Source organism: Enterococcus quebecensis (genome assembly GCF_001730365.1).
In the GTDB taxonomy this organism is placed as follows: Bacteria; Bacillota; Bacilli; order Lactobacillales; family Enterococcaceae; genus Enterococcus_L; species Enterococcus_L quebecensis.
This window is the reverse complement of sequence record NZ_MIKB01000001.1, coordinates 254,780-277,897: the sequence shown is the minus strand read 5'-3', so window position 1 is coordinate 277,897 and position 23,118 is coordinate 254,780. Positions and strand designations below refer to the sequence as shown.

19 protein-coding genes are annotated in these 23,118 nt (G+C 35.0%); 14 read left to right on the top strand and 5 right to left on the bottom strand.

Annotation, left to right across the window (positions count from 1 at the left end; translation table 11 throughout):
- Positions 1-39: 39 nt before the first annotated feature.
- Complete coding sequence (locus BCR23_RS01220; protein ID WP_069633680.1) at positions 40-717, bottom strand: ImmA/IrrE family metallo-endopeptidase; 678 nt, start codon at positions 715-717, stop codon at positions 40-42.
- 4 nt (positions 718-721) lie between these two features.
- A complete protein-coding gene (locus BCR23_RS01215; protein ID WP_069633679.1) occupies positions 722-1,099 on the bottom strand; it encodes a helix-turn-helix domain-containing protein in 378 nt (125 codons plus the stop codon).
- A 405-nt stretch (positions 1,100-1,504) separates the two neighbouring features.
- On the opposite strand from BCR23_RS01215, the gene BCR23_RS01210 reads away from it, so the two are divergent.
- Both BCR23_RS01210 and BCR23_RS01205 read left to right on the top strand, forming a co-directional pair.
- Positions 1,505-1,927: an ArpU family phage packaging/lysis transcriptional regulator gene (locus BCR23_RS01210; RefSeq protein ID WP_069633678.1), complete on the top strand. Its 423-nt coding sequence runs from the start codon at positions 1,505-1,507 to the stop codon at positions 1,925-1,927.
- Positions 1,928-2,107: 180 nt separating this feature from the next.
- The gene (locus tag BCR23_RS01205; protein ID WP_069633989.1) at positions 2,108-2,491 is read left to right on the top strand and encodes a phage holin family protein; all 384 of its coding nucleotides are present in this window, start codon (positions 2,108-2,110) and stop codon (positions 2,489-2,491) included.
- Positions 2,492-2,570: 79 nt separating this feature from the next.
- Here the strand turns inward: BCR23_RS01205 and BCR23_RS01200 are convergent, their stop codons facing one another.
- Complete coding sequence (locus BCR23_RS01200) at positions 2,571-4,013, bottom strand: MFS transporter (RefSeq protein ID WP_205688477.1); 1,443 nt, start codon at positions 4,011-4,013, stop codon at positions 2,571-2,573.
- Between the two features lie 446 nt (positions 4,014-4,459).
- On the opposite strand from BCR23_RS01200, the gene BCR23_RS01195 reads away from it, so the two are divergent.
- The 6 genes from BCR23_RS01195 (at position 4,460) to BCR23_RS01170 (ending at position 11,458) form a co-directional block, all read left to right on the top strand.
- Positions 4,460-5,782: a DRTGG domain-containing protein gene (locus BCR23_RS01195; protein ID WP_069633677.1), complete on the top strand. Its 1,323-nt coding sequence runs from the start codon at positions 4,460-4,462 to the stop codon at positions 5,780-5,782.
- 12 nt (positions 5,783-5,794) lie between these two features.
- Positions 5,795-6,745 (top strand): DHH family phosphoesterase, encoded by a 951-nt coding sequence (locus BCR23_RS01190; RefSeq protein ID WP_069633676.1) that lies wholly within the window; start codon positions 5,795-5,797, stop codon positions 6,743-6,745.
- Between the two features lie 199 nt (positions 6,746-6,944).
- Entirely contained in the window at positions 6,945-7,790 is an 846-nt protein-coding gene (locus BCR23_RS01185) for a histidine phosphatase family protein (protein WP_069633675.1), read from the top strand.
- 101 nt (positions 7,791-7,891) lie between these two features.
- On the top strand, positions 7,892-8,236 hold the full coding sequence (locus tag BCR23_RS01180; RefSeq protein WP_069633674.1) for a zinc ribbon domain-containing protein YjdM: 345 nt from the start codon (positions 7,892-7,894) through the stop codon (positions 8,234-8,236).
- A 151-nt stretch (positions 8,237-8,387) separates the two neighbouring features.
- Positions 8,388-9,722 (top strand): trypsin-like serine protease, encoded by a 1,335-nt coding sequence (locus BCR23_RS01175; protein WP_069633673.1) that lies wholly within the window; start codon positions 8,388-8,390, stop codon positions 9,720-9,722.
- Between the two features lie 383 nt (positions 9,723-10,105).
- On the top strand, positions 10,106-11,458 hold the full coding sequence (locus tag BCR23_RS01170) for a DEAD/DEAH box helicase (RefSeq protein ID WP_069633672.1): 1,353 nt from the start codon (positions 10,106-10,108) through the stop codon (positions 11,456-11,458).
- 28 nt (positions 11,459-11,486) lie between these two features.
- Here the strand turns inward: BCR23_RS01170 and BCR23_RS01165 are convergent, their stop codons facing one another.
- Complete coding sequence (locus BCR23_RS01165) at positions 11,487-11,921, bottom strand: GNAT family N-acetyltransferase (protein ID WP_069633671.1); 435 nt, start codon at positions 11,919-11,921, stop codon at positions 11,487-11,489.
- Positions 11,922-12,017: 96 nt separating this feature from the next.
- Here BCR23_RS01165 and BCR23_RS01160 point away from each other — a divergent pair, with 96 nt between their 5' ends.
- Both BCR23_RS01160 and alaS read left to right on the top strand, forming a co-directional pair.
- On the top strand, positions 12,018-13,124 hold the full coding sequence (locus BCR23_RS01160) for a DUF7278 family profilin-like fold-containing protein (protein WP_069633670.1): 1,107 nt from the start codon (positions 12,018-12,020) through the stop codon (positions 13,122-13,124).
- Positions 13,125-13,451: 327 nt separating this feature from the next.
- The gene (alaS, locus tag BCR23_RS01155; protein ID WP_069633987.1) at positions 13,452-16,091 is read left to right on the top strand and encodes an alanine--tRNA ligase; all 2,640 of its coding nucleotides are present in this window, start codon (positions 13,452-13,454) and stop codon (positions 16,089-16,091) included.
- A gap of 78 nt (positions 16,092-16,169) precedes the next feature.
- Here the strand turns inward: alaS and BCR23_RS01150 are convergent, their stop codons facing one another.
- The gene (locus BCR23_RS01150) at positions 16,170-16,916 is read right to left on the bottom strand and encodes an SDR family NAD(P)-dependent oxidoreductase (protein WP_069633669.1); all 747 of its coding nucleotides are present in this window, start codon (positions 16,914-16,916) and stop codon (positions 16,170-16,172) included.
- A 499-nt stretch (positions 16,917-17,415) separates the two neighbouring features.
- On the opposite strand from BCR23_RS01150, the gene glgB reads away from it, so the two are divergent.
- The 4 genes from glgB to glgA all read left to right on the top strand — a co-directional run bounded on the left by glgB (position 17,416) and on the right by glgA (position 23,114).
- Positions 17,416-19,314 carry a 1,4-alpha-glucan branching protein GlgB gene (gene glgB, locus BCR23_RS01140; RefSeq protein WP_069633667.1) on the top strand — a complete coding sequence of 633 codons (1,899 nt, stop codon included), beginning with the start codon at positions 17,416-17,418 and terminating at the stop codon, positions 19,312-19,314.
- 77 nt (positions 19,315-19,391) lie between these two features.
- On the top strand, positions 19,392-20,534 hold the full coding sequence (locus BCR23_RS01135) for a glucose-1-phosphate adenylyltransferase (RefSeq protein WP_069633666.1): 1,143 nt from the start codon (positions 19,392-19,394) through the stop codon (positions 20,532-20,534).
- Positions 20,524-21,678 (top strand): glucose-1-phosphate adenylyltransferase subunit GlgD, encoded by a 1,155-nt coding sequence (gene glgD, locus BCR23_RS01130; protein WP_069633665.1) that lies wholly within the window; start codon positions 20,524-20,526, stop codon positions 21,676-21,678. The genes BCR23_RS01135 and glgD overlap by 11 nt, the downstream gene beginning before the upstream one ends.
- Positions 21,675-23,114, top strand: a complete 1,440-nt coding sequence (glgA, locus tag BCR23_RS01125; RefSeq protein ID WP_069633664.1) for a glycogen synthase GlgA — start codon at positions 21,675-21,677, stop codon at positions 23,112-23,114. Before glgD ends, glgA begins: the two co-directional genes overlap by 4 nt.
- Positions 23,115-23,118: the final 4 nt, after the last annotated feature.

Genomic DNA, 23,118 nt, shown 5'->3' with positions numbered 1-23,118 from the left:
ATTATCCTCCTACTCTCTTATTTCTTTGCCTATTATTGATCACAATGCTTCAATAAAGCGATTCGTCCTATATAGTCGTGCTTCAAGATTTGTTCCAAGTTCAACCGCAGAGTGCTGTCCTTTTCCCGCAAATTTATACCGAATAGCATCCGCATTGGTTTTCGCTGCGATATAAGAAACACCAAAATTAGCCTGCATCGTATGAATCAAGCGAATATAAAGGGCACTTTCCGATATTTTAAAATGATTGGAAAGTTGAGACAAATTCCATCCTTCTTTTAAGAAACGGAACAAAACCACATCTGGAATAAGAATTGCAGATGCACCGATGTTGGCTTGAAACTCATGAAGTTCTTCATTATAAGAATAGTGCAAACTGCGATCAGTATCAGTAAAGATACTGTTATTTTCAGTCATATGAAACAAATAATGAGTGATTTCATGACTGATGGTAAAGTTTTTTCTTTTTTCGTTCATATTTTGATTATAGCCAATTGTTGTCTCTAAAGAGTCTTTAACGATCATACCAGAAATACGATCTCTTGCTACGCCATCGAATGGGAAACTGCGCATTGAGACACCCTTAGATTTTACGAAATCCCAAAGATATGAATAGTCGTAATTTTCATAACCGATATTATTTGCGACCATTATCGCCGAAATATAATCGTTTATTTTGTCTGAAAAACTAAGATATTCATCAATTTGCTCTGTCATCCAATCACGCCTTGTCGTCTTGTTTTAATTCTCGTTCACGTTCGATTTCAGATCTTCTAAAACGAAGAAAACGATCTACTTCATCTTTCAATTCATCCACTTCATCTTCTGATAAGCCATCTGTATTCATTCGAAACATAATTTGAGAAGAAAGATTATCTTCTAGAGCAGCTTCTTCAATAGAAGAACTTTTCGAACGTCCTAATAAATAGTCAGTAGAGACATCAAAATAATCAGCTACTTTTTGGATATTTTCTATTTTAGGAGAAGAAGTATCCCAGCGACGAATTTGTCCATTGGAAATGCCAACATTTCGTTCGATCTCAGCAAAAGTAACTTTTTTCTTATCAGCCAACTCTTTGATTCTGTAAGTTAAACTCATGTTTTTCAACCTTTCATAAGCTTAAATGAGAAAAATTTTAGCTTTTAAGCTATTTTTAGTTGACAATTAGCTTTTAAGCTATTAAAATGTTCTTATAAGCTAATTTATCAGTAAATAGTTATGGAAAGCCATTCTAGTCAGATATTTTCTAAAATTAGAAAGTACGTAAACAGAATAGAGCTTATTTAACTATACTTATATGATAGCGTAAATGCTAATTTTAGTCAACGATTTTATTATATATTAGCTAATTTACTAAAATGAAAGGGGACGAAATGATGAATGAAGGAAAAATCAAAAATTAAGCTGCGGATCTATTATTTGAATTTGGCAGAATTAGGAGATCGACAAACAATTTAGTAAAAGAATAACGGAAGAAGAAAATAAATAAAAAGGAGAAGATAAATGATGCTATTATTTCCTGAAATTGATCGAAAAAAAACGAAGAAAAAGGTTCATGATTTACTGAAAACATACCGTTCATTGGTACGAATTGCTGGAGAGAAACATTCGCCAAAAGTAACCGCTGCTTATAGATTTGAAATGAATAATACTGAGGGTCAATTTGCTCAAAAAGCTGAAAAGATAATCGATCGAAAACATCTTGCTGAAGTTGAATTAGCAAAAATCATAGACGCCATGAATCAATTGGATGTGTACGATCGAGAGATTTTATATGATAAGTATATGGATCGTAACTTTACGACAAATATTGCCATTTACATGAAACATCACATGAGTGAAAGTAAGTTTTATCGAGAGCTAGATAAAGCGATGGTTCGTTTTGCTGAATCTTACGAAAGTGGAAAACTATTGATAGAAAAGTGACATTTTTGTGGGAGAAAGACGGCAGTTTACTAGAGAAAAAATCGAATAAACTGTACTTAACCGCTAGTTAATAAGTGTTCAATCAATGATGAAAAAAGACATTAAGAGTGAACTATCGGTTATTTTTATAAATCAGCAAACAACTAAATTAAATAATGAAAAAAGGTGGTAATTATGAAGATGTTTGAGTATTTAGATCGTTTCCTAGTCGATGCAGATCACAAAGCTATTTACGTTTTGACATTGATTTGCATAGCGATGATTATCGATTTTTTAAGCGGCAGTTTAGCAGCGAAAATCAATCCAAAAATAAACTTTTTAAGCAAAGTAGGGATTAATGGCATTTTGCGAAAAGTTGCAAGTATGGTGTTATTGATGTTTTTTATTCCCTTAGCACCCTTGATTCCAGGTGGAGCTGGTGTGGGGTTAATCTACGTTTTATATGTAGGCTATCTATTGATGGAGTTAAAATCAATTCTCGAGAATTATAAAAAAATGGGGATTGGAACGGAATTATTTGAAGATTTTATTAAAAGTATCAAGAGTGGAAAAGAAAATGACTAACAGCAAATAAATTTGCTGATTGGTTAAATAAAAGAAAAATGAAACGAAAGCAGACAATTCTGCTATCCGTTTCATTTTTTTAGTGTTTATTTTTTTTCTCTTTCAATGAACGAAACAATGTTAGTCCTAGAGCGGTCAAACATAAGATAAAAGAACCCAAGAAAGTAATTCTCATACCAAAAATAAAGACGTCGGGTTGTTCACTTATATAAGTAGTAACTCGCTGACCATAAACAGCGCTCATGGCATTGTATAGAATCGTTGTTGCCAGAGCAATTCCTAGAACCATCCCAAGATTTCGCGCAAGAGAGTTCATGCTTCCAGCAACACCTAAGTCTTCTTTTGCCACACTACTCATAACGGTTGTATTATTTGGCGATTGGAAAAGTGCATTACCTAATCCCATAACGCCAGTAGCTACAATATAATACCAAAGTGGTGTTCCTTGATTTAAAAACATATACATAAACGAAGTGATCGATAATAAAATCAATCCAGTAAACGTTAAAAATTTTGTACCAATTTTATCTGTCAAAAAACCGCTGATTGGTGAGCCTACTACCATTAACAAGGGGAAGACCATCATCAGTAGACCAGCTTTACTAGCTGGTAGACCACGTGCGTTTTGCAAATAAAATGGGATCACAACATTGACGAAAAAGTTAGATGAAAAAATTAAAACAGCGGTCATCAAACTCATTGTAAAGATTTTGTTTTTAAAAATCGAAAACGTGATCAACGGATGACTAATCCGTTTTTCTACTCTTAGAAAAACAACGAAAGAGAATAATGCTAATGCGAATAACACCAATGGTAAGACAGCAGTAAACCCAATTTCTTGCCCAATAAAGATTGCTCCAAAGAAAGTCATAATAAAGATGGCGAATAAACTAAATCCAAGTGTATCAACTTTTTTTCCGCTTTTAGTAATATCTTTCGGCAAAAATTTCTCACAAATCAAAATAGTAATGATTCCAACAGGAACATTGATCCAAAAAATATAAGGCCATGAAAATTGAGAAAGAATTAATCCGCCGATTCCAGGACCTGCAATCGATCCAAGGGAAACGAAGGCACCAATTGAACCTAAAGCTCGACCACGTTCTTTAAAAGGAAAAACTTCAGTTATGATTCCAGCGTTTGTAGCCATAGTCATACTTGAACCAATCCCTTGAACGATTCTTGCAAATAACAGAAAAGCTAAAGACTGATTGAAGCCGCATAATAAAGAACCGATTGTAAAAATAATTGTTCCAATGCGATAAACTTTGATCTTGCCAAAACTATCTCCTATTTTCCCAAAGAGCAATAAGCAAGAACAGACAATCATCAAATAAATTGAAACGATCCATTCTGATTGATTCATAGGTACATTCATATCCGTGGAAATCGTTGGTAAAGCTATATTAACAATACTAGCGTCTAATGTAGACATAAAAGTAAACATGGCCACCGAAACTAAAATCCACCAGCGGTTTTTTTGTACGTCTTTATTCTCTTGAAAACTATTCACTGATTCCATTTATTCATCTCCTATAAAAGTGTAAAGAGTCCGTTACTATCATACTCCTTTTTTTGAAAAAATGTCAGTGAAAAAAATGTGAAAATGATTTTTTAACAGATTTTTAGTCTCTTAACTGTAATAACAAATAGAAGTATGTTCGTCTATTTTTAACTTCTGTTACAATAAAAAAAGAATATCTGTACTAAAATACTGAATTTTTTGTTATACTTTTTAAGTGAAGTCAATCAATAGGGAAGGAATAGCTGTTTCATTTTTGATTGAAGAGAAATTAAAACAGAAGGTTAGCCCTGATTTTTTGTAAATCGTTATAAATGGTCAAGAATACATGAAGGTAGAGCAAATCAATAACTGCTTAAGAACATAGATTTTACAGCTGGTTGAATAAACCAATTTTTAGTCAAAGCTAGACGAACCTGCTAGGCTTTTAAATTAAGGAGGATATTATGGCTACGAAACATGATCAAATATTAAAGTACATCGAAGGGTTGCCGATTGGTGATCGCATCTCTGTTCGAAGTATCGCAAAAAATCTTGGTGTCAGTGAAGGAACAGCTTATCGGGCAATCAAAGATGCTGAAAATATCGGATTGGTTTCAACCATCCAACGTGTAGGAACAATCAGAATTGAGCGGAAACTAAAAAAACATATTGAAAAATTGACGTTTGGTGAAGTCGTTCGAATTATTGAAGGAGATGTCTTAGGCGGTTCAGCTGGTTTAGATAAGGTTTTAAATAAGTTTGTCATCGGTGCGATGACTGAAAAGGCTATGACAAGATATATCACACCAGGCTCATTGATGATTGTTGGGAATCGTCAAGGCGTTCAAAAATTAGCATTAGAAAATGGAGCAGCAGTTTTGATTACTGGCGGGTTTGATACAGACATTGAAATTGCGGAATTAGCAGATGAATTGGGAATGCCTGTATTAAGAACTACCTATGACACATTTACGGTAGCTACAATGATTAACCGAGCGCTAAGTGACCAATTGATCAAAAAAGATATTATGTTAGTCAGTGATATTTATACAACTTTAGAAAAGACCAATTATCTATTCTCTACCAATACTATTGGTGATTATCAAAATCTTTCTGAAAAGACCCACCATTCACGTTTTCCAATAGTCAATAAAAGTCTTCGTTTGGTGGGGATCGTCACGGCCAAAGATGTCTTAGGGAAATCAGAAACATTGACCATGGATAAAGTCATGACTAAAGATCCGATTGTTGTAAAAAAAATGATGAGTGTGGCTAGTGTCAGTCATCAAATGATTTGGGATGGATTAGAAGTAATGCCAGTGGTTGAAGACGACTTGTCTCTAGTTGGTTTCGTCTCAAGGCAAGATGTGATGAAAGCTATGCAATTGGTGCAACGTCAGCCACAGATTGCAGATACGATCTCAGATCAAATTTCTGGTGAAGTAATGCCAGTAGAAGAGGGAGCAAAAACTGGCGAACCTCAATTTAAATTTTCTGTTGCCCCCCAAATGGTTAACAGTGTAGGAACCATTTCATTTGGTGTCTTAAGTGAAATCATCGCAAATGTGACACAGCGGACGATGATCACCAATCAAAGAAGAAATGTTTTGATTGAACAAATGAGTTTGCATTATTTGCGTCTCATCCAATTAGAAAGCGAACTAGATATACGACCAAGAGTTTTAGAAATCGGGCGTCGTTCAGCAAAATTAGATATTGAAGTATACTTGGAGAACGCTCTTGTTGCTAAAGCAATCGTTGTTTGTCAAGTAATGGAGCGGACATAGGAGGAAGTAAATATGGATGTTGTAAAAGAAATATTAACAACTATAAAAGGATATCAAACAATTATTATTCATCGCCATCAACGACCAGATCCAGATGCCATTGGTTCTCAGGTTGGTTTGGCAGAGATACTTCGAGAAAGCTTTCCGGAAAAAAAAGTTTATCAAGTTGGCGGATCTGTTGAAGGTTTAGAGTTTTTAGCTGAAATGGATGAAGTATCAGATGATTGCTATAAAAATGCTTTAGTTATTGTAACAGATACAGCTAATTCACCTAGAATCAGTGATGATCGTTACAAATTAGGGGATAAATTGATCAAAATCGATCATCATCCCAATGACGAACCCTACGGTGATTTAGTATGGGTCAATACAAAGGCGAGCAGCTGTAGTGAAATTATTGCTGATTTTTATCACCTGAATCAAGAGGAATTAGTCATGAATAATAAGGCGGCACGTTTATTATATGCTGGAATTGTTGGTGATACAGGTCGATTTTTATATCCGGCAACAACACCGCATACATTAGAAGTGGCGGCTGAACTGATGACTTATGAATTTAATTCAGCAGAGTTAAATCGTGAGTTGGAGCAAATTCCCATGAATGTAGCAAAACTTGCCGGATATGTGTATCAAAATATTGAAGTAGATGCTTATGGTGCAGCCAAAGTCATGTTGCCTCAAACATTGCTTGATGAGTACGGCATTGTAGATTCTGAAACAGCATCAATTGTTTCGTTGCCAGGGGTGATCGATGAAGTTTTGGCTTGGGGGATTTTTGTTCAGCAACCTGAGGGGTATTACCGAGTTCGTTTACGCTCAAAAGGACCTGTGATCAACGAGTTGGCAAAAAAACATCACGGTGGCGGACATCCTTTAGCCAGCGGTGCCAATGCAAAAAATTTAGAAGAAGTTTCCGAGATTTATAATGAAATTCAAGAACTATGTAAAGAATATAAAAAATAGGGTATGAAAGCATTTACATTCCTTGCTGAATCTATTATACTAGAGTTAGTTGAATAGTGGATAGTGATTGTTTCAATACAAGCTAAACCTGATTATGCCAAATCAATACATTTGGTGTAGTTGGGTTTTTTCTTTTTTAAATTAGACTTCATTCGTTCACTAGTTAACAAAAAAGGAAATAGAAAAAGGAGAGAGAATGATGAACTTAAAAAAAATGTTTGTTGGCGTGGCGTTGTTATCAATGGTTTTGGCTGGGTGTAGCGGTAATGGTACTGCAAAAGAAGAGAAAAAAGCTGATACAAAAGAGAAAGAAAATACTGAGGTGGTAATTTACTTTGCTCGTCATGGTAAGACAATGCTTAATACTGTTGACCGCTCTCAAGGGTGGATTGATGCACCTCTAACACCTGCTGGAGTTGAAGTTGCCGAACAATTAGGCAAAGGATTATCAGATGTTACATTTGACAAAGTAGTCACAAGTGACAGTGGACGAGCAATCGAAACGGCTGAATTAGTATTGAAAAATAATGGACAAGAAAAACTCACAAAAGAAATGACGAAAGATAAGCGATTGAGAGAGTATAATTTTGGCACATATGAAGGTTTAATGAATGAAGAAATGCTGACTGCGGTTGCAAAAGAAAAAGGTCAGACCTACGAAGAATACAATAACTGGATGAAAGAAGTCGGTTTTTATAAAGGAATCATTGAATTTGCCGATATTTTATCTGACATGGATAAGAAAAATGTTAAAGAAGGTGTCAATTGGCCGGCAGAAGACAGCAAAACTATCGTTAGTCGTTTAACAGCAGGATTAGATGATATCGTAAAAGATGCGGAAAAAGAAGGCGCAAATAACATCTTAGTTGTTTCTCATGGTATGAGTATCATTACATTATTAGGTGAATTAGATGCAAATGCAGATTTGCCTGACGGTGGACTGAAAAATGCTAGTGTGTCAAAAGTAACCTATAAAGATGGTAAATATACAGTTGATAGCGTGAATGATCTTTCTTATGTAGAAAAAGGCAAAGAGAACAAGTAATAACTTTTATTTTTTCAACAGAATTTCCTTATAAAATGGGGCTTTCCTTTCATGTGGAAGTACGATAGAATGAAGTGACAACATTTTAAAGGAGATTTTAAATGGAAAATTTACCAAGTTGCCCACAATGCGGCTCAACGTACACTTATGAGGATCGAGGCATGATGATTTGTCCAGAGTGTGGACATGAATGGTCACCAACAGATGCTGCAGAGGAGACAGTTGCAGTTATCAAGGATTCCAATGGAAATGTTTTGGCAGATGGTGATAATGTGACTGTTATCAAGGATCTGAAAGTCAAAGGTGCTAGTGGTGCGATCAAACAAGGAACAAAAGTCAAAGGCATTCGTTTAGTAGTTGATGCTGCTGATGGACATAACATTGATTGTAAAGTTGATGGATTTGGTCCAATGAAATTGAAATCTGAGTTTGTTAAGAAAAATTAAGTTTTCAACTCTGCTGATTTATTAAATCAGCAGAGTTTTTTTGAACTTTATGAAAAAAAAATATTTTTTTTATAGAAAAACATATTTCTTTTAGGTATAATTATTTTAAAGGAAGTTTTAAAAAAAAATATGAAATATAGGAGATTGGTTTATGAAAAAGTGGGGCACAATAGTAGGTTTTATGTGTTTAGGTTTGGGATTGTTTGCTACTCAAGTGTATGCAGAAAGTGATTTGGACACGATTTATAATGATGGGATAGTAGAAGAATTTTTTCAGCAAGAAAGTATTCCGTCAGAGTTAGAGACGTTAGCATTTGAGGGGGGAGTGGTATCAGAGGAAGGATTTATCCCAGAGATACCTAAAGATGCATTATTTGTTTCTGACAAGGAATCAGGTGTTTCAAGTATGGATCCTAGATCCATTATTGGCAGTGACAATCGGAAAATTGTATCTAATACGACGTTAGATCCCTACAAAAAAGTAGCTTTTTTAGTGATAACATATCCAAATGGAAAAAGTTATATTGGGACTGGGAATTTAGTATCTTCAGACACGGTTCTAACAGCTGGTCATTGTATTTATAGTAAAGAAAATGGCGGTTTTGCAAAATCTGTTACTGTTTATCCTGGATATAATGGAAATTACGCTCCTTATGGTGTTGCTTATTCTAAAAAACTAATGAGTGTTAGAGGGTGGACTGAAAACGGTAATTCTCAACATGATATTGGTGCTATCAAACTAGATAGAAATATCGGAAACAGTGTAGGGTGGTTTGGTTTAACAACAGTAATGAACAGCCCAATCACGTTGTCTGGTTATCATGGAGACTTGAATAAAAAAATGGGAACAGAGACAGAAAACATACTAAGAACCACGGCTAACAATGTTTACTATAAGTTGGATTCAACTGGAGGTTCAAGCGGTAGCGGTGTTTATAATAATAATAAACAAATTTTATCTGTACATGCTTACGGTGCGGGCAGTGAAAATTTTGGTACAAGAATAAACGAAGAAAAATTTTATGTGGTAAGATCATGGATTACATCATTGCCACTGGTTCCGCCGAGTACACAAGGAGTGAATTATAATAGCCACCTTATGGATTTAGGTTGGATTGGTAACGTTGCAAACGGAAGTGTATCTGGAACTGTAGGCCAAAAAAGAAGAATGGAAGCAATAAAAATATCTATTAACAATTTAGGGCATATTGGTGGAAGCATTCAGTATCGTTCTCATGTCCAAGATAAAGGTTGGATGAACTGGGTTTCTAATGGGGCTGTTTCAGGTACTACAGGCCAAAAGAAAAGAATGGAAGCTATTCAAATTAAACTAACTGGTGAGATAGCTAAAGTATATAATGTTGAATATCGAGCACATGTATCAAATAAAGGATGGTTGCCATGGGTTCAAAATGGTCAAACTGCGGGTACAACTGGTGAAGCAAGACAAATGGAAGCTATTCAAATTAGGTTAGTAAAAAAATAAATTTTATTAATTAGTTAAATTGGTTGAAAGTATTGTAGTGATAAAAAATGAGGAGAAAGTGAACACCACTTCTCTTCATTTTTTTAATTTTTACCGCAAAAAATGAAGAAATCCTAGCGTTTGACTCATACCAAACTAGTTAAAGTATTGGTGTTTTTTTGTTTTCGTTATCTCTTTTCTGTATGTTGTTCTTTTTTATATTTGCACTTAAATTAGGATATATATAGTTAAAATATTTCCGTTCTTTTAACGAATTGACTGATCGGATCTATACAAGCAGCACAATAAAAAGAGAGAAAAAAACAGAAAATCAATAAGGATTTGCGCTTTTTGTGGTATAATGCATGAGGACTTACACAACAAGTTTGAAAGAGGTGAGGTAAATGAGTTCATTTAAACAATTTCAATTCAACGATTTTATCATGGAAGCATTAGCAGATAAAGGGTTTGAACAACCAACAGAAGTACAAGAAAAATTGATTCCTGTCATTAAAAAAGGCAAGAGTGTTATCGGTCAATCCCAAACAGGGAGTGGAAAGACCCATACATTTTTATTACCATTGATGAATAAAGTAAATCCTCAATTGGATGAAGTACAAATTCTAATCACGGCACCTAGTAGAGAATTGGCGAATCAAATTTACCAAGAAGCGATTCAAATTGCTAAATTTAGTCAACCTGAAATTCGTGTGACGAACTTTGTCGGAGGAACAGATAAGCAGCGTCAAATCGCTAAATTAAAAAATCAGCAACCTCATGTGGTGATTGGAACCCCTGGACGGATTTTAGATTTGATGAATGAGCAGGCGTTAAAAGCACATACAGCGTTTGCCTTTGTAGTAGATGAAGCGGATATGACGTTAGACATGGGATTTTTAGAAGAAGTCGATCAGATCGCTGGGCGTTTGCCTAATAAGCTACAAATGCTAGTGTTCTCAGCAACGATTCCTGAAAAATTAAAACCTTTCTTGAAAAAATACATGGAAAATCCTGTTGTTGAGCATATTCAACCAAAAAATATTATCTCCGAAACTATTGATAATTGGTTAGTTTCTACTAAAGGAAAAGATAAAAATCGTTTGATTTATCAATTATTAACGATTGGACATCCCTATCTAGTAATCATATTTGCCAACACGAAACAACGGGTAGATGAAATTACTGATTACTTAAAAGATCAAGGTCTAAAAGTGGCGAAAATTCACGGAGATATTTCTCCACGCGAACGAAAACGTGTGATGCGTCAAGTACAAGATCTTGAGTTTCAGTATGTTGTAGCGACAGATTTAGCTGCACGAGGGATTGATATTGAAGGTGTTTCTCATGTTATCAATGCGGAAGTCCCAACGGATTTAGATTTCTTTATTCACCGCGTAGGTAGAACTGGAAGAAATGGCTTAGATGGAACTGCTATCACTTTATACTCTCCAGCAGATGAAGAGGCAATTTCTGAAGTGGAACAATTAGGTATCGAGTTTCATCCAAAAGAAATTAAAAATGGTGAAATGATTGATACGTATGACCGTAATCGTCGAACAAAACGTGAAAAAACAAAAGATTCTTTGGAAGATCCAACTTTAATTGGTTTGGTTAAAAAGAAAAAGAAAAAAATCAAACCAGGATACAAAAAGAAAATTGAATGGGCAATTTCAGCTAGCAATAAGCAAAAACGTAAAGTTGAACGTCGTCAGCAAACTCGTACAGCTAAAAAATCTAAGAAAAATAGTTATAAATAAAAATGAGCAGCTAGATGAATTAGTCATCTTAGCTGCTTATTTTTTTGATCATTTCTACGCAAAGGATGCCGTCTTCTATATATTCAGCAGAATTCACAGTGTAATTCAGGGATTTATAGAAAGATAAAGCTGTTTTTTCAGCAGATAAGACACTGAAAAGACATCCGTCGCCGATAGCTTTTTCTTCTAATAATAAAAGTAGCTGTTTTCCGATCCCTTTTCCACGATATTCTTTTCTCACGCAAAAACGATCAGGTTGGATTGTAACAGCATCTTTTTTCTGATAGCGAATCGTCCCAATCGCAAGATAACCCTCATAAACAACGAAATAGTTCCGTTCATTTGTGTCGAGTGCATCAAATTCCTCTTGTAATGAAATTTCTTGCTCTAAAACAAACACATCATAACGCAAAGCAAATGCTGCAGCTTGATGCCAGCGCTCATTGCCAAAATGGGTATGCATACTAAAAACCTCCAGTTAATTTTCTTAATGAAAAAATCATTCAATGGTATACTTAATCATAGCAGATATTTTTGAAACATACGAGGAGGGGTTGGTTTGGATCTATTTGAACAAATTGAATGGTCAAATTGGAAAAACTTAAAAGATGTTGAAAAAGAAACGATTCTACAACAACTATTGATGTACTTTGTTCCACCAACGATGGAAATCAATACAATTGAGTTAGTTGATTTTGAACTTTATGGCATTAAATGTCGTACGTTTGAATTTGAGCTAGATGGAGAATTGTTTGTTTTTGTACCAGGAAATAGTGAAGCAATTCTTGGTTGGGATTTAGGTGCAGAAGGATTACGAGCGCATGAATTACTAGGTTTTGATGTAGAAAGTCTAGAAAAAAATACATTTAAAACAACATTGACTAATGAAGCGATTGATTCTGTCGGTGAATGGAGAGAGGAAGAAGTGAGTTATGATCTGTCTTCGTTAGAAGGGATATCTGAGTATATAAATGATCATACAACAAACTTAAGAAAAATGGCGATTCCCGCGATGTTTGTTCAAAAATATGCTTTGCCCGCAGGAACGGAGTTTTTAGGAATAGTTGATACAGTTACAGGAACATTTGAAGGAGAAGTAGAGAGATTTTCTCCATTTGAAGAACAGATTTGCGAAAAACTATTTCCAGTACTTTCAGCTTCAGAAAGTCTCAGCTGGTCATTTCCTAAATGGCTTTTAGAAAAAAATCAATTTTACTTAGAGTTTCTACCTGAATCTAATTATTACTTTGTCTATAGCCATAAAGATTGCACGCATGATGAACTAAAATTAAGTCTTAAAAGAGAAGGTTTCAGTTTAATGTCTGAGGATCAATGGGAATTTGTTGTAGGGGCAGGGACTCGCCGTTTATTTCGTTGGGGCAATGAATTATTAATCCAAGAGAACGAATCTGGTCGCCAAATAAAAAGTAAAATGGACGGTTCAAATATGTTTGGTTTGATCATAGACAATCAAAAAAATCGTTACGAGCTAACGAATAATCCAACCGCATCAAAACTAACCAAACAATCTCCAATTGAAAATAGTTTGATTGAAGAGATGTTGCCATTATCCACTTATTTTAGTTCTGATCATATGATTTTACCTGAGCAAAAGTTAAGTCCAACAGATTACCTCTATAGAAAAGTGATTAAAATCGAAAAGTAAATTGAAAACATTGACTTTTTTTCGATCTTTCCTTATAATTTGTAGGGAATATAAAGGATATGATTCGTTTCTTTGATGTTTACAGAAAGTTCTTCATTGCTGAAAGAAGAATAGCATAAAAACGCAATTGCTCCCTTTAAAGAATCTTTGATAGAAATATCAACGCGACTCTGCGTTATAGAGTTTAAGAGGTAATGATAGTCAAGCGACTTCATTGCAAACAAGGTGGTACCGCGATTTTTCGTCCTTGTATTGCAATGAATGGCGCTTTTTTTGTTGGGTGAAATCTCAAAACAAATACTCATTTTAGAAAGTAGGAATCGTATAATGAAACAATTATCAAGTAGCCAAGTTCGTCAAATGTATTTAGACTTCTTCAAATCAAAAGGACATTCAGTAGAACCTAGTGCGTCATTAGTCCCTGTTAATGATCCGACATTACTATGGATCAACTCTGGTGTTGCAACTTTGAAAAAATATTTTGATGGTTCAGTTGTTCCTGAAAATCCAAGAATCACTAACGCGCAAAAATCAATTCGTACCAATGATATCGAAAACGTTGGAAAAACAGCTCGTCACCATACTATGTTTGAAATGTTAGGTAACTTTTCAATTGGTGATTACTTTAAAAATGAAGCAATCCATTGGGCATGGGAATTTTTGACTTCTCCTGAGTGGATGGCATTTGATCCAGAAAAATTATATGTAACAGTTTATCCAAAAGATACAGAAGCAAAACGTATCTGGCGTGAAGAAGTTGGCTTGTCAATGGATCATATTATTGATATCGAAGACAATTTCTGGGATATTGGTGCGGGTCCTTGTGGTCCGGATTCAGAAATTTTTTATGATCGTGGAGAGTCATTTAATGATGTGGCAGAAGATGATCCAGAAAATTATCCTGGCGGAGAAAATGAACGCTATTTAGAAATTTGGAATTTAGTGTTCTCTGAGTTTAATCATCAAGCAGATGATAGCTATGAACCATTACCGCATAAAAATATTGATACGGGTATGGGGTTAGAGCGTGTGGTTTCAATCGTTCAAAATGCACCAACGAACTTTGAAACAGATTTATTTATGCCGATCATTCATGCTGTTGAAAAATTAAGCGGACAGGTGACTTATGGACAATCACCTCAAACAGATATTTCTTTTAAAGTAATTGCTGACCATATCCGAGCATTATCTTTTGCTATCGGTGACGGTGCTTTACCTTCAAATGAAGGTCGAGGATACGTGTTACGTCGCTTATTACGTCGTGCTGTTATGCATGGGAAAAAACTTGGCATCAATGAAGCATTTTTATACAAATTAGTTCCTGTTGTTGGTGAAGTAATGGTTAGTTATTATCCAGAAGTTTTACAACAAAAAGAATTTATTGAAAAAGTGGTTCGTACAGAAGAAGAACGTTTCCATGAAACAATCAATGAAGGGTTAGAGATTCTAAATGAATTGATTGCTAAAGTGAAAACAGCTAATGAAGAAACACTGAACGGTAAAGACATCTTTAAGTTGTATGATACCTATGGTTTCCCAGTTGAATTAACAGAAGAAGTTGCAGAAGATGCAGATTTAAAAGTGGATCATGCTGGTTTTGAAAAAGAAATGGAAGCTCAAAGAGAACGTGCCCGTTCTGCTCGTAGTAAAGAAACATCAATGGGGGTACAATCGGCTGTTTTAACGGATATTAAAGTTGAAAGTAAATTCGTTGGTTATAGTCAGTTAGCAGCAACAAGTCAACTATTGATTATTCTAAAAGACGAAGAAATCGTCAATGAACTTTCGGAGGGGACTGCACAATTAATCTTCTCAGAAACGCCTTTCTATGCAGAAATGGGTGGACAAGTTGCCGATCACGGAACGATCAAGGATCAAAATGGAACGATCGTAGCACATGTAGAGAATGTTCTAAAAGCACCAAATGGTCAATTTTTACACACAGTTCAATTAACAGGAAAACTAGTTGAAGGCTCAACTTATGAGCTACATGTAGATGAGAAAATGCGCAATCGTATTTTAAAAAATCATACAGCAACCCATTTATTGCACCGTGCATTAAAAGATATTTTAGGTGATCATGCAAACCAAGCAGGCTCACTAGTATCACCAGGACATTTACGTTTTGACTTTACTCACTTTGGTCAAGTAACGCCAGAAGAGTTAGTCCAAATGGAAGCAATCGTTAATGAAAAAATTTGGGAAGCAATCCCAGTTGAAACTGTAGAAACAGATATTGATACAGCTAAAAATATGGGAGCAATGGCCTTATTCGGTGAAAAATACGGCAAAGAAGTTCGTGTTGTAAATATCGGTGGCTATTCAATCGAGCTTTGTGGTGGAACTCATGTGAAAAATACAGAAGATATCGGCATTTTCAAAATCATTTCTGAATCAGGAATTGGTGCTGGCGTTCGTCGTATCGAAGCTGTAACAAGTAAAGAAGCCTATGAATTAATGAATGAGGAAGAAAAACAATTAAAAGCAATTGCAGGTATTGTTAAATCACCTCAATTGAAAGAAGTTGTATCAAAAACAGAGCAGTTACAACAACAATTACGTGATCTACAAAAAGAAAATGAACAACTTGCTGGAAAATTAGCCAATCAACAAGCAGGAGACATTTTCAAAGATATCAAGGAAGTCAATGGAACAACTTATATTGCTGCAAAAGTGAACGTAAAAGATATGAATCAATTACGTCAATTAGCAGACCAATGGAAACAAAAAGAATTGTCAGATGTTCTAGTTTTAGCGACAGCTCAAGACGATAAAGTTAGTCTGTTAGCAGCTATGACTAAAACAGCAAATGAAAAAGGGCTAAAAGCTGGTGATTTAATCAAAACAATCGCACCAAAAGTTGGTGGCGGCGGTGGTGGACGTCCCGACATGGCTCAAGCCGGAGGGAAAAATCCAGCTGGAATCAGTGATGCATTAAATGAAGTAGCTAACTGGTTGAATAGCTAGTATAAAAAATGAAGCATTAAGAAGTGAACGTTTTACGATCACACTTCTTAATGCTTATTTTTTATAGGCGTATTCGTTTTACGCGCTTTGTCCGCCATCAATGACAATAGATGCACCATTAATAAAAGAAGCATATGGGCTACAGACAAAAAGGATTGGTTGAGCAATTTCCATACTATTTCCAGCTCTTTTTAAGGGAATCATAGTATCAATAACTTTATCCATTGGCCCACCTTCAGGCATCATTTCCGTATGAATTAGTCCTGGTAAAATACTATTCACTCTAATTCCGCGACCACCAAATTCTTTCGCCATCGAACGAGTTAATTGTAAAATAGCTCCTTTAGATGCACAATATGTTGCAATGCCAGGACCTCCATTTAGGGCACCCACAGAAGCGATATTTATGATACTACCTTCTTTTCGTTCCAACATAAATTTTAAAACTAATTTAGATAAATAGATGTAACTTCTTACATTAATGTTGAAAACGTCTTCATATTCTTTTTCCATATCGATATCTTCGAAGGCAAAAGATTTATAGACACCAGCGTTATTCACAAGGACATCGATTTTTCCATACTGTTCAATTACTTCAGCGACTAAATGATTCATGCTGGAATCGTCATTTACATCTGTTTGAACAAACAAGGCATGTCCACCATTTTTCTTAATTTTTCCTACCACTGCTTCTCCTTTTTCAACCCTACGCCCGCAAACAATAACAGTAGCACCAGATTGAGCAAAAGCTTCTGCAGTAGCGGCACCAATCCCTGATGTAGAACCAGTTACAATCACGATTTTGTCTTCAAACGAAATATTCATGCTTTTATTCCTCCTATTTTTATAATATACAATTCAAGTTAAATATATCATTTAATTCGTGTTGTATGAAAATAATTTCCATCTAGTGAGCGTTAAAAAGATAAAACAGGTGTATAAAGTAGTTCTTTTTTATACGTCTGATTGAATATTTTCAAAATTAAATGAGCAATTCTCAAAGGAGAAGAATATTCCAATTCTTAATAGTTTATTTGAGCAGTAGAGGGATATTTCTTTCTTTTTTTTCATTTTGTTGTTAGATTTAGTATATAATTACTGAGTTTTATCTAATAAAAGATAGTTAATTGTCTGCAAAACATAATAGATGAATTCCCAATATTTATCTGTTTGTTTTATATCATAAATGCTCGGAATCAATAGAGTTTCAGAAAGTGTATTGTGTTTTCTTTTGAAAAAATTCAGAAAGAAAAGAATATTTTCTGCAACTTTTTTCATATATCCTTAAAGAAACTTCATTTCAAGTGAGAGTGAGGGGAAGTAGATGACGAATAGAAAGGGTTCGATTGAACGATTTGAAACAGGTGAAAATTTTTATAGTCAACAGTTTTTTGGCTGTCATAAAATGGTTCAGAAAGAGAAAAATGGGTATGTTTTCAGAGTTTGGGCACCAAAAGCTCAAACTATTTGGCTAGTTGGTGATTTTAATGAATGGAATCGTTCCTTATCATTGAAAAAAGATGAACAGTTTGGCGTATGGGAAATTTTTACGACAAAGCCAAAAGAAGGAGATTTTTATAAATATTTGGTGAAGCAAGAAGATGGAAGAGAAGTATATAAAATCGATCCGTTCGCTGTTAGGTTTGAAAAACGTCCTAAAGATGCGGCTATCATACATACACTACCAGAAAAAAAATGGAAAGACGGTCTTTGGCAAGGACGAAAGAAGCGTTCTAACTATTTTAAACGACCACTGAATATCTATGAAGTCCATGCTAGCTCATGGAAATGTGAAGAAGATGGATCTCCTTACACGTTTCACTCATTGAAAGATACATTAATTCCTTATGTAAAAGAAATGGGCTTTTCTCACATTGAGTTTATGCCTTTGATGGAACATCCTTTAGGTATGTCTTGGGGCTATCAATTGATCGGTTATTTTGCGTTATGCTCGTATTATGGGACAACAGAGGAGTTTCAGGAGTTTGTTGAAGAATGTCATTTAAATAATATCGGTGTTCTTATTGATTGGGTACCTGGGCATTTTTGCATTAACGATGATGCTTTAGCTTATTTTGATGGAACAGCACAATTTGAATACACTGATGAAATCAGGGCCAAAAATATTCGTTGGGGTTCATTGAATTTTGATTTAAGTAAACCTGAGGTGCAAAGTTTTCTGATTTCCAGTGCGCTATACTGGATTGAAACCTTTCATATCGATGGCATACGTGTAGATGCTGTTTCAAACATGCTTTATCTTGATTATGATGATGGACCGACGATTTTGAATCCAGATGGCAGTAATCGTAATTGGGACGGCTATTATTTTTTACAGAAACTGAATGCTGTCATCAAACAGGCTCATCCCGATCTAATCATGATCGCCGAAGAAAGTTCCTCGGAAACTAAAATCACTGGAACAATTGAAAGCGGAGCGTTAGGTTTTGATTATAAATGGAATCTAGGCTGGATGAACGATACCCTGTGTTTTTATGAAATGGATGTGGTGTTTCGAAAATATAATTTTCACTTAATTACCTTTTCTTTTATGTACATGATGAATGAAAATTACATTTTACCATTGTCTCATGATGAGGTTGTCCATGGAAAAAGAAGTTTGATGCATAAAATGTGGGGAGATCGTTACAAGCAGTTTTCTCAGTTACGAAATTTGTATGTCTATATGATGACTCATCCAGGGAAAAAATTGTTATTTATGGGAAGTGAGTGGGGACAGTTTTTAGAATGGAAATACGATGAACATTTAGAATGGATTGATCTTGACGATGAAATGAACCACAACATGCAGCACTTTACGCAGATTCTTAATACGTTTTATAAAAATGAACGAGCATTGTGGGAATTAGATCATATTTTTGAGACGATTGAAATCATTGACGCGGATAATAGTGAAGAAACTGTCTTGAGCTTTATTCGTAAAGGGAAAGCAAAAAAAGACTTCCTAATCATTATCTTGAATTTTACGCCTATAGAGAGAAAAGATTTTGTGATTGGTGTTCCTTTTTCAGGGAAATATGAAGAAGTACTAAACACAGAGATGAAAGAATATGGTGGGACATGGACTGCATCGAATCCCGTCAGTGAAACTATTGCAGAACCCTTTAAACAATTTGATCATCAAATCCAAACGATTGTCCCAGCACTGGGCGCAATTATCTTAAAACCCAAAGAAATTAACACTAGATCAAAGAAAAAGTAGCGTAAGTCAGAGAAAATTAAATAAAAATAGGCATGTATTTTTGAAAGGGGGCAGGGTGGAGGTTCACCCGAAGTAAAATGGGAACAGAAATGCTTGCAATGATTTTGGCTGGTGGCCAAGGAACACGTCTAGGAAAGCTTACTAAAAATATCGCGAAACCTGCGGTACCTTTTGGCGGTAGATATCGAATTATTGATTTTACATTAAGCAACTGTATCAACTCAGGAATTAAAAATGTCGGAGTCGTAACGCAGTATCAGCCACTTACTTTAAACAATCATATTGGTAATGGTTCAAGTTGGGGGTTAGATGGCATTGATTCTGGAGTAACAATTCTACAGCCTTATTCCAGTTCAGATGGTGAAAAGTGGTTTGAAGGAACAGCTCATGCTATTTATCAAAATATTTCTTATATCGATCATATGAACCCTCAATATGTATTGATTTTGTCTGGGGATCATATATATAAAATGAATTATGATGAGATGTTGGAAGAACACAATGCGAATAAAGCATCTTTGAGCGTTGCTGTTATTGAAGTACCGTATAAAGAAGCTTCTCGTTTTGGCATCATGAATACAGATGAAAATGATCGTATTATTGAGTTTGAAGAAAAGCCAGAAGAACCTAAGAACAATTTAGCTTCAATGGGAATTTACATCTTTAACTGGGGCCGCTTGCGTAGCGTGTTATTAAATAGCTACTCTAAAGATGGTCAAATGCTTGATTTTGGGAAACATGTGATTCCTGCTTATTTAGAGGCGGGTGAAAATGTTTATGCGTATCGCTTTGAAGGATATTGGAAAGATGTTGGAACGATTGATTCATTGTGGGAAGCCAATATGGAATTTATCCGTTTAGAAAACAAATTGGGTATGCGTGATAAAAGTTGGCGTATGTTTTCAAAAAATACTATTTCACCGCCGCATTTTATTACGGAAACAGCTTCAGTGAAAAATTCATTGATTGTTGATGGATGTTATGTAGCTGGGACAGTTAAGGACAGTATTCTTTCGACGGACGTACAAATAAAAAGCGGCTCAACGATTGAAAGTAGTGTGATCATGCCTGGTGCAACAATTGGAAAAAACGTTATAATCAGAAATGCTATTATAGGTGAAAATGCCATAATTGGTGATGATGCAGTAGTTTACAAAGAAGATGAGATTGAAGTCATTGGTTATGCTGAAGTGATTGGAGTGCAAAGTGATGAAGACTAAGAAAATGTGTGCTATTTTAGGGAATCCATCAAGCTTTCAAGGGTTATTACCATTAACTGAAAATCGTCCTTTGGATACATTGCCTTTTGACTGTAAATATCGTTTAATTGATTTTCCACTTTCAAGCATTGCCAACGCTAATGTTCATTCGATTTTTATGGTATTTAATGAAGGAGAAACTCGCTCTGTTTTTGATCATATCGGCGGCGGCAAAGAATGGAATTTAGACTCCCTGCAAAATCGATATTTTGTTTATTTCTATCAAGATTTTTTTAAACAAAAAGCGCAAGGTTTGCCTTATTACGCATCAATCATTGACTATCTTGAAAAATCAGAATCTGAGTACACTGTTTTTATGGGCAGTAGTATGCTTTGTTCCATTGATCTACGTGCTGTTTTAAAAACCCATCAAAGTCAAAACAACAATATAACTGTTGTCTATAAACGGATGGAGAGCGACAAAATATCAACAAATAGTAGAATCATACAAGTCGATAAAGAAGGCAATGTTACAAATCTTCAAGGATTTGAAGAAATCATAAATAAAACAGAACATTTGAATCTTTCTATGAATATTTACATTGTTCAGACTAAATGGCTGATTGATCAATTAGTAATTGGTCAAAACAATGGCAGTTCAGCAAATCTTAATGAATTCTTGGAAGAAAGAATGACTAGTACAAAAACCACAGCTTATGAATATACAGGTTATTTAAGTAAAATTGATGATGTGAATTCATACTATCAGGCAAATATGGATATGTTAGATGGGAAAAAATTTAATGCATTAATGTATACAAAACAAAAAATTTATACCAAACTCAAAAACGAAGTACCAACCTACTATTCAGCAGATTCTAGTGTAAAAAATAGTCAGTGTGCAACGGGATGTGTTATTGAAGGAAAACTAGAAAATAGCTTAGTTTCAAGAAGAACAGTTATTAAAAAAGGAGCTCAGGTCAAAGGAGCGATCATCATGTCCAATGCTCAGGTTAGTGAGGATGCGGTTATCGAGTATGCCATACTAGACAAAAATGTCATCGTTAAATCTGGTGTCAAAATTATAGGGACAGCAAAAAATCCCATTGTGATTCAAAAAAATCAAGTAGTTGAAGCAGATATTATTGGAGGAAATGAATCATGAACGTATTGTTTGCATCCGCAGAATGCGCTCCTTTTTTTAAAACAGGTGGTTTAGGGGATGTAGCGGGTTCCTTGCCTAAAGAACTAGCAAAAAAAGGAGCGAAAGTTTCCGTTGTTTTACCTTACTTTACTAAAATACCTGAAAGCTTTAAGTTACAGTGTGAAGATATTGCTAATTTTTATGTAGATGTTGGCTGGAGGCACCAATATTGTGGTATTAAGCGTTTTGTGATGAACAACGTGACGTATTATTTTATTGAAAATTTGTATTATTTTGACCGTGAAAATCTCTATGGTTATGATGACGATGGGGAGCGCTTTGCATTTTTTTCATTAGCTATTATCGAGATGTTGGAGAAAATTGATTGGATTCCTGATATTATCCATGTCAATGATTTTCATACGGCGATGATTCCTTTTTTACTTAAAGAAAAATACCAATGGATCGAAGCACTTCGCTCGATCAAAACAGTTTTAACCATCCACAATATCGAATTTCAAGGAGCATATGATCAAAATTTACTGCCAGATCTATTTGGGATGGGACTAGATAGATATTATGATGGGGCTGCTCGTTTTGGTGATGGAGTCAATTATTTGAAAACAGGGATTATGTATGCTGATCGAGTAAATACAGTCAGCCCTTCTTATGCAGAAGAAATAAAAACGCCTGAATTCGGTTTTGGCTTAGATGGTATTTTGCGTCTGGAGCAAGCAAAACTATGTGGTATTTTAAATGGGATTGATTACGATACAAATGATCCGGAGACAGATCACCTGATCCCGGTCAATTTTTCAGTCAATGATCTTTCAGGAAAAAAGAAAAATAAGCAAGCCCTACAAAAGAAAATGGAGCTACCTGTTCGTGAAGAAGTACCATTGATTGGGATTGTTAGTCGTCTAACGTTTCAAAAGGGATTTAGTCTGATTTTGGATGATCTAGATAAATTATTAGAAAAAGATGTTCAGTTGGTATTGCTTGGTACAGGAGATCCTGGAATTGAAAATTCTTTCCGTTCGTTTTGTGAACGTTATCCAAATAAATTTAAGGTTAAAATTACTTTTGATGTTGAGTTGGCACAGATGATTTATGCAGGTTCGGATTTGTTTATGATGCCATCAGCAACAGAACCTTGTGGTTTGTCTCAAATGATTGCGATGCGTTACGGAACATTACCGATAGTACATGAAATTGGTGGGTTAAAAGATACAGTGATTCCTTTCAATCCGGTTACCAAAGATGGAACTGGATTTGGATTTTCAGAGTTTAGTTCATATTATCTACTGTATAGTACTAATATGGCGATCGATTTGTATTGGAATGACCAAAAGACTTGGAATCACTTGATCAAAACAGCGATGTCAAAGGATTTCAGCTGGGAAAAATCAAGTCAACTTTACTTGGATCTATATAATAATCTGCTTCAATTATCATAAATTG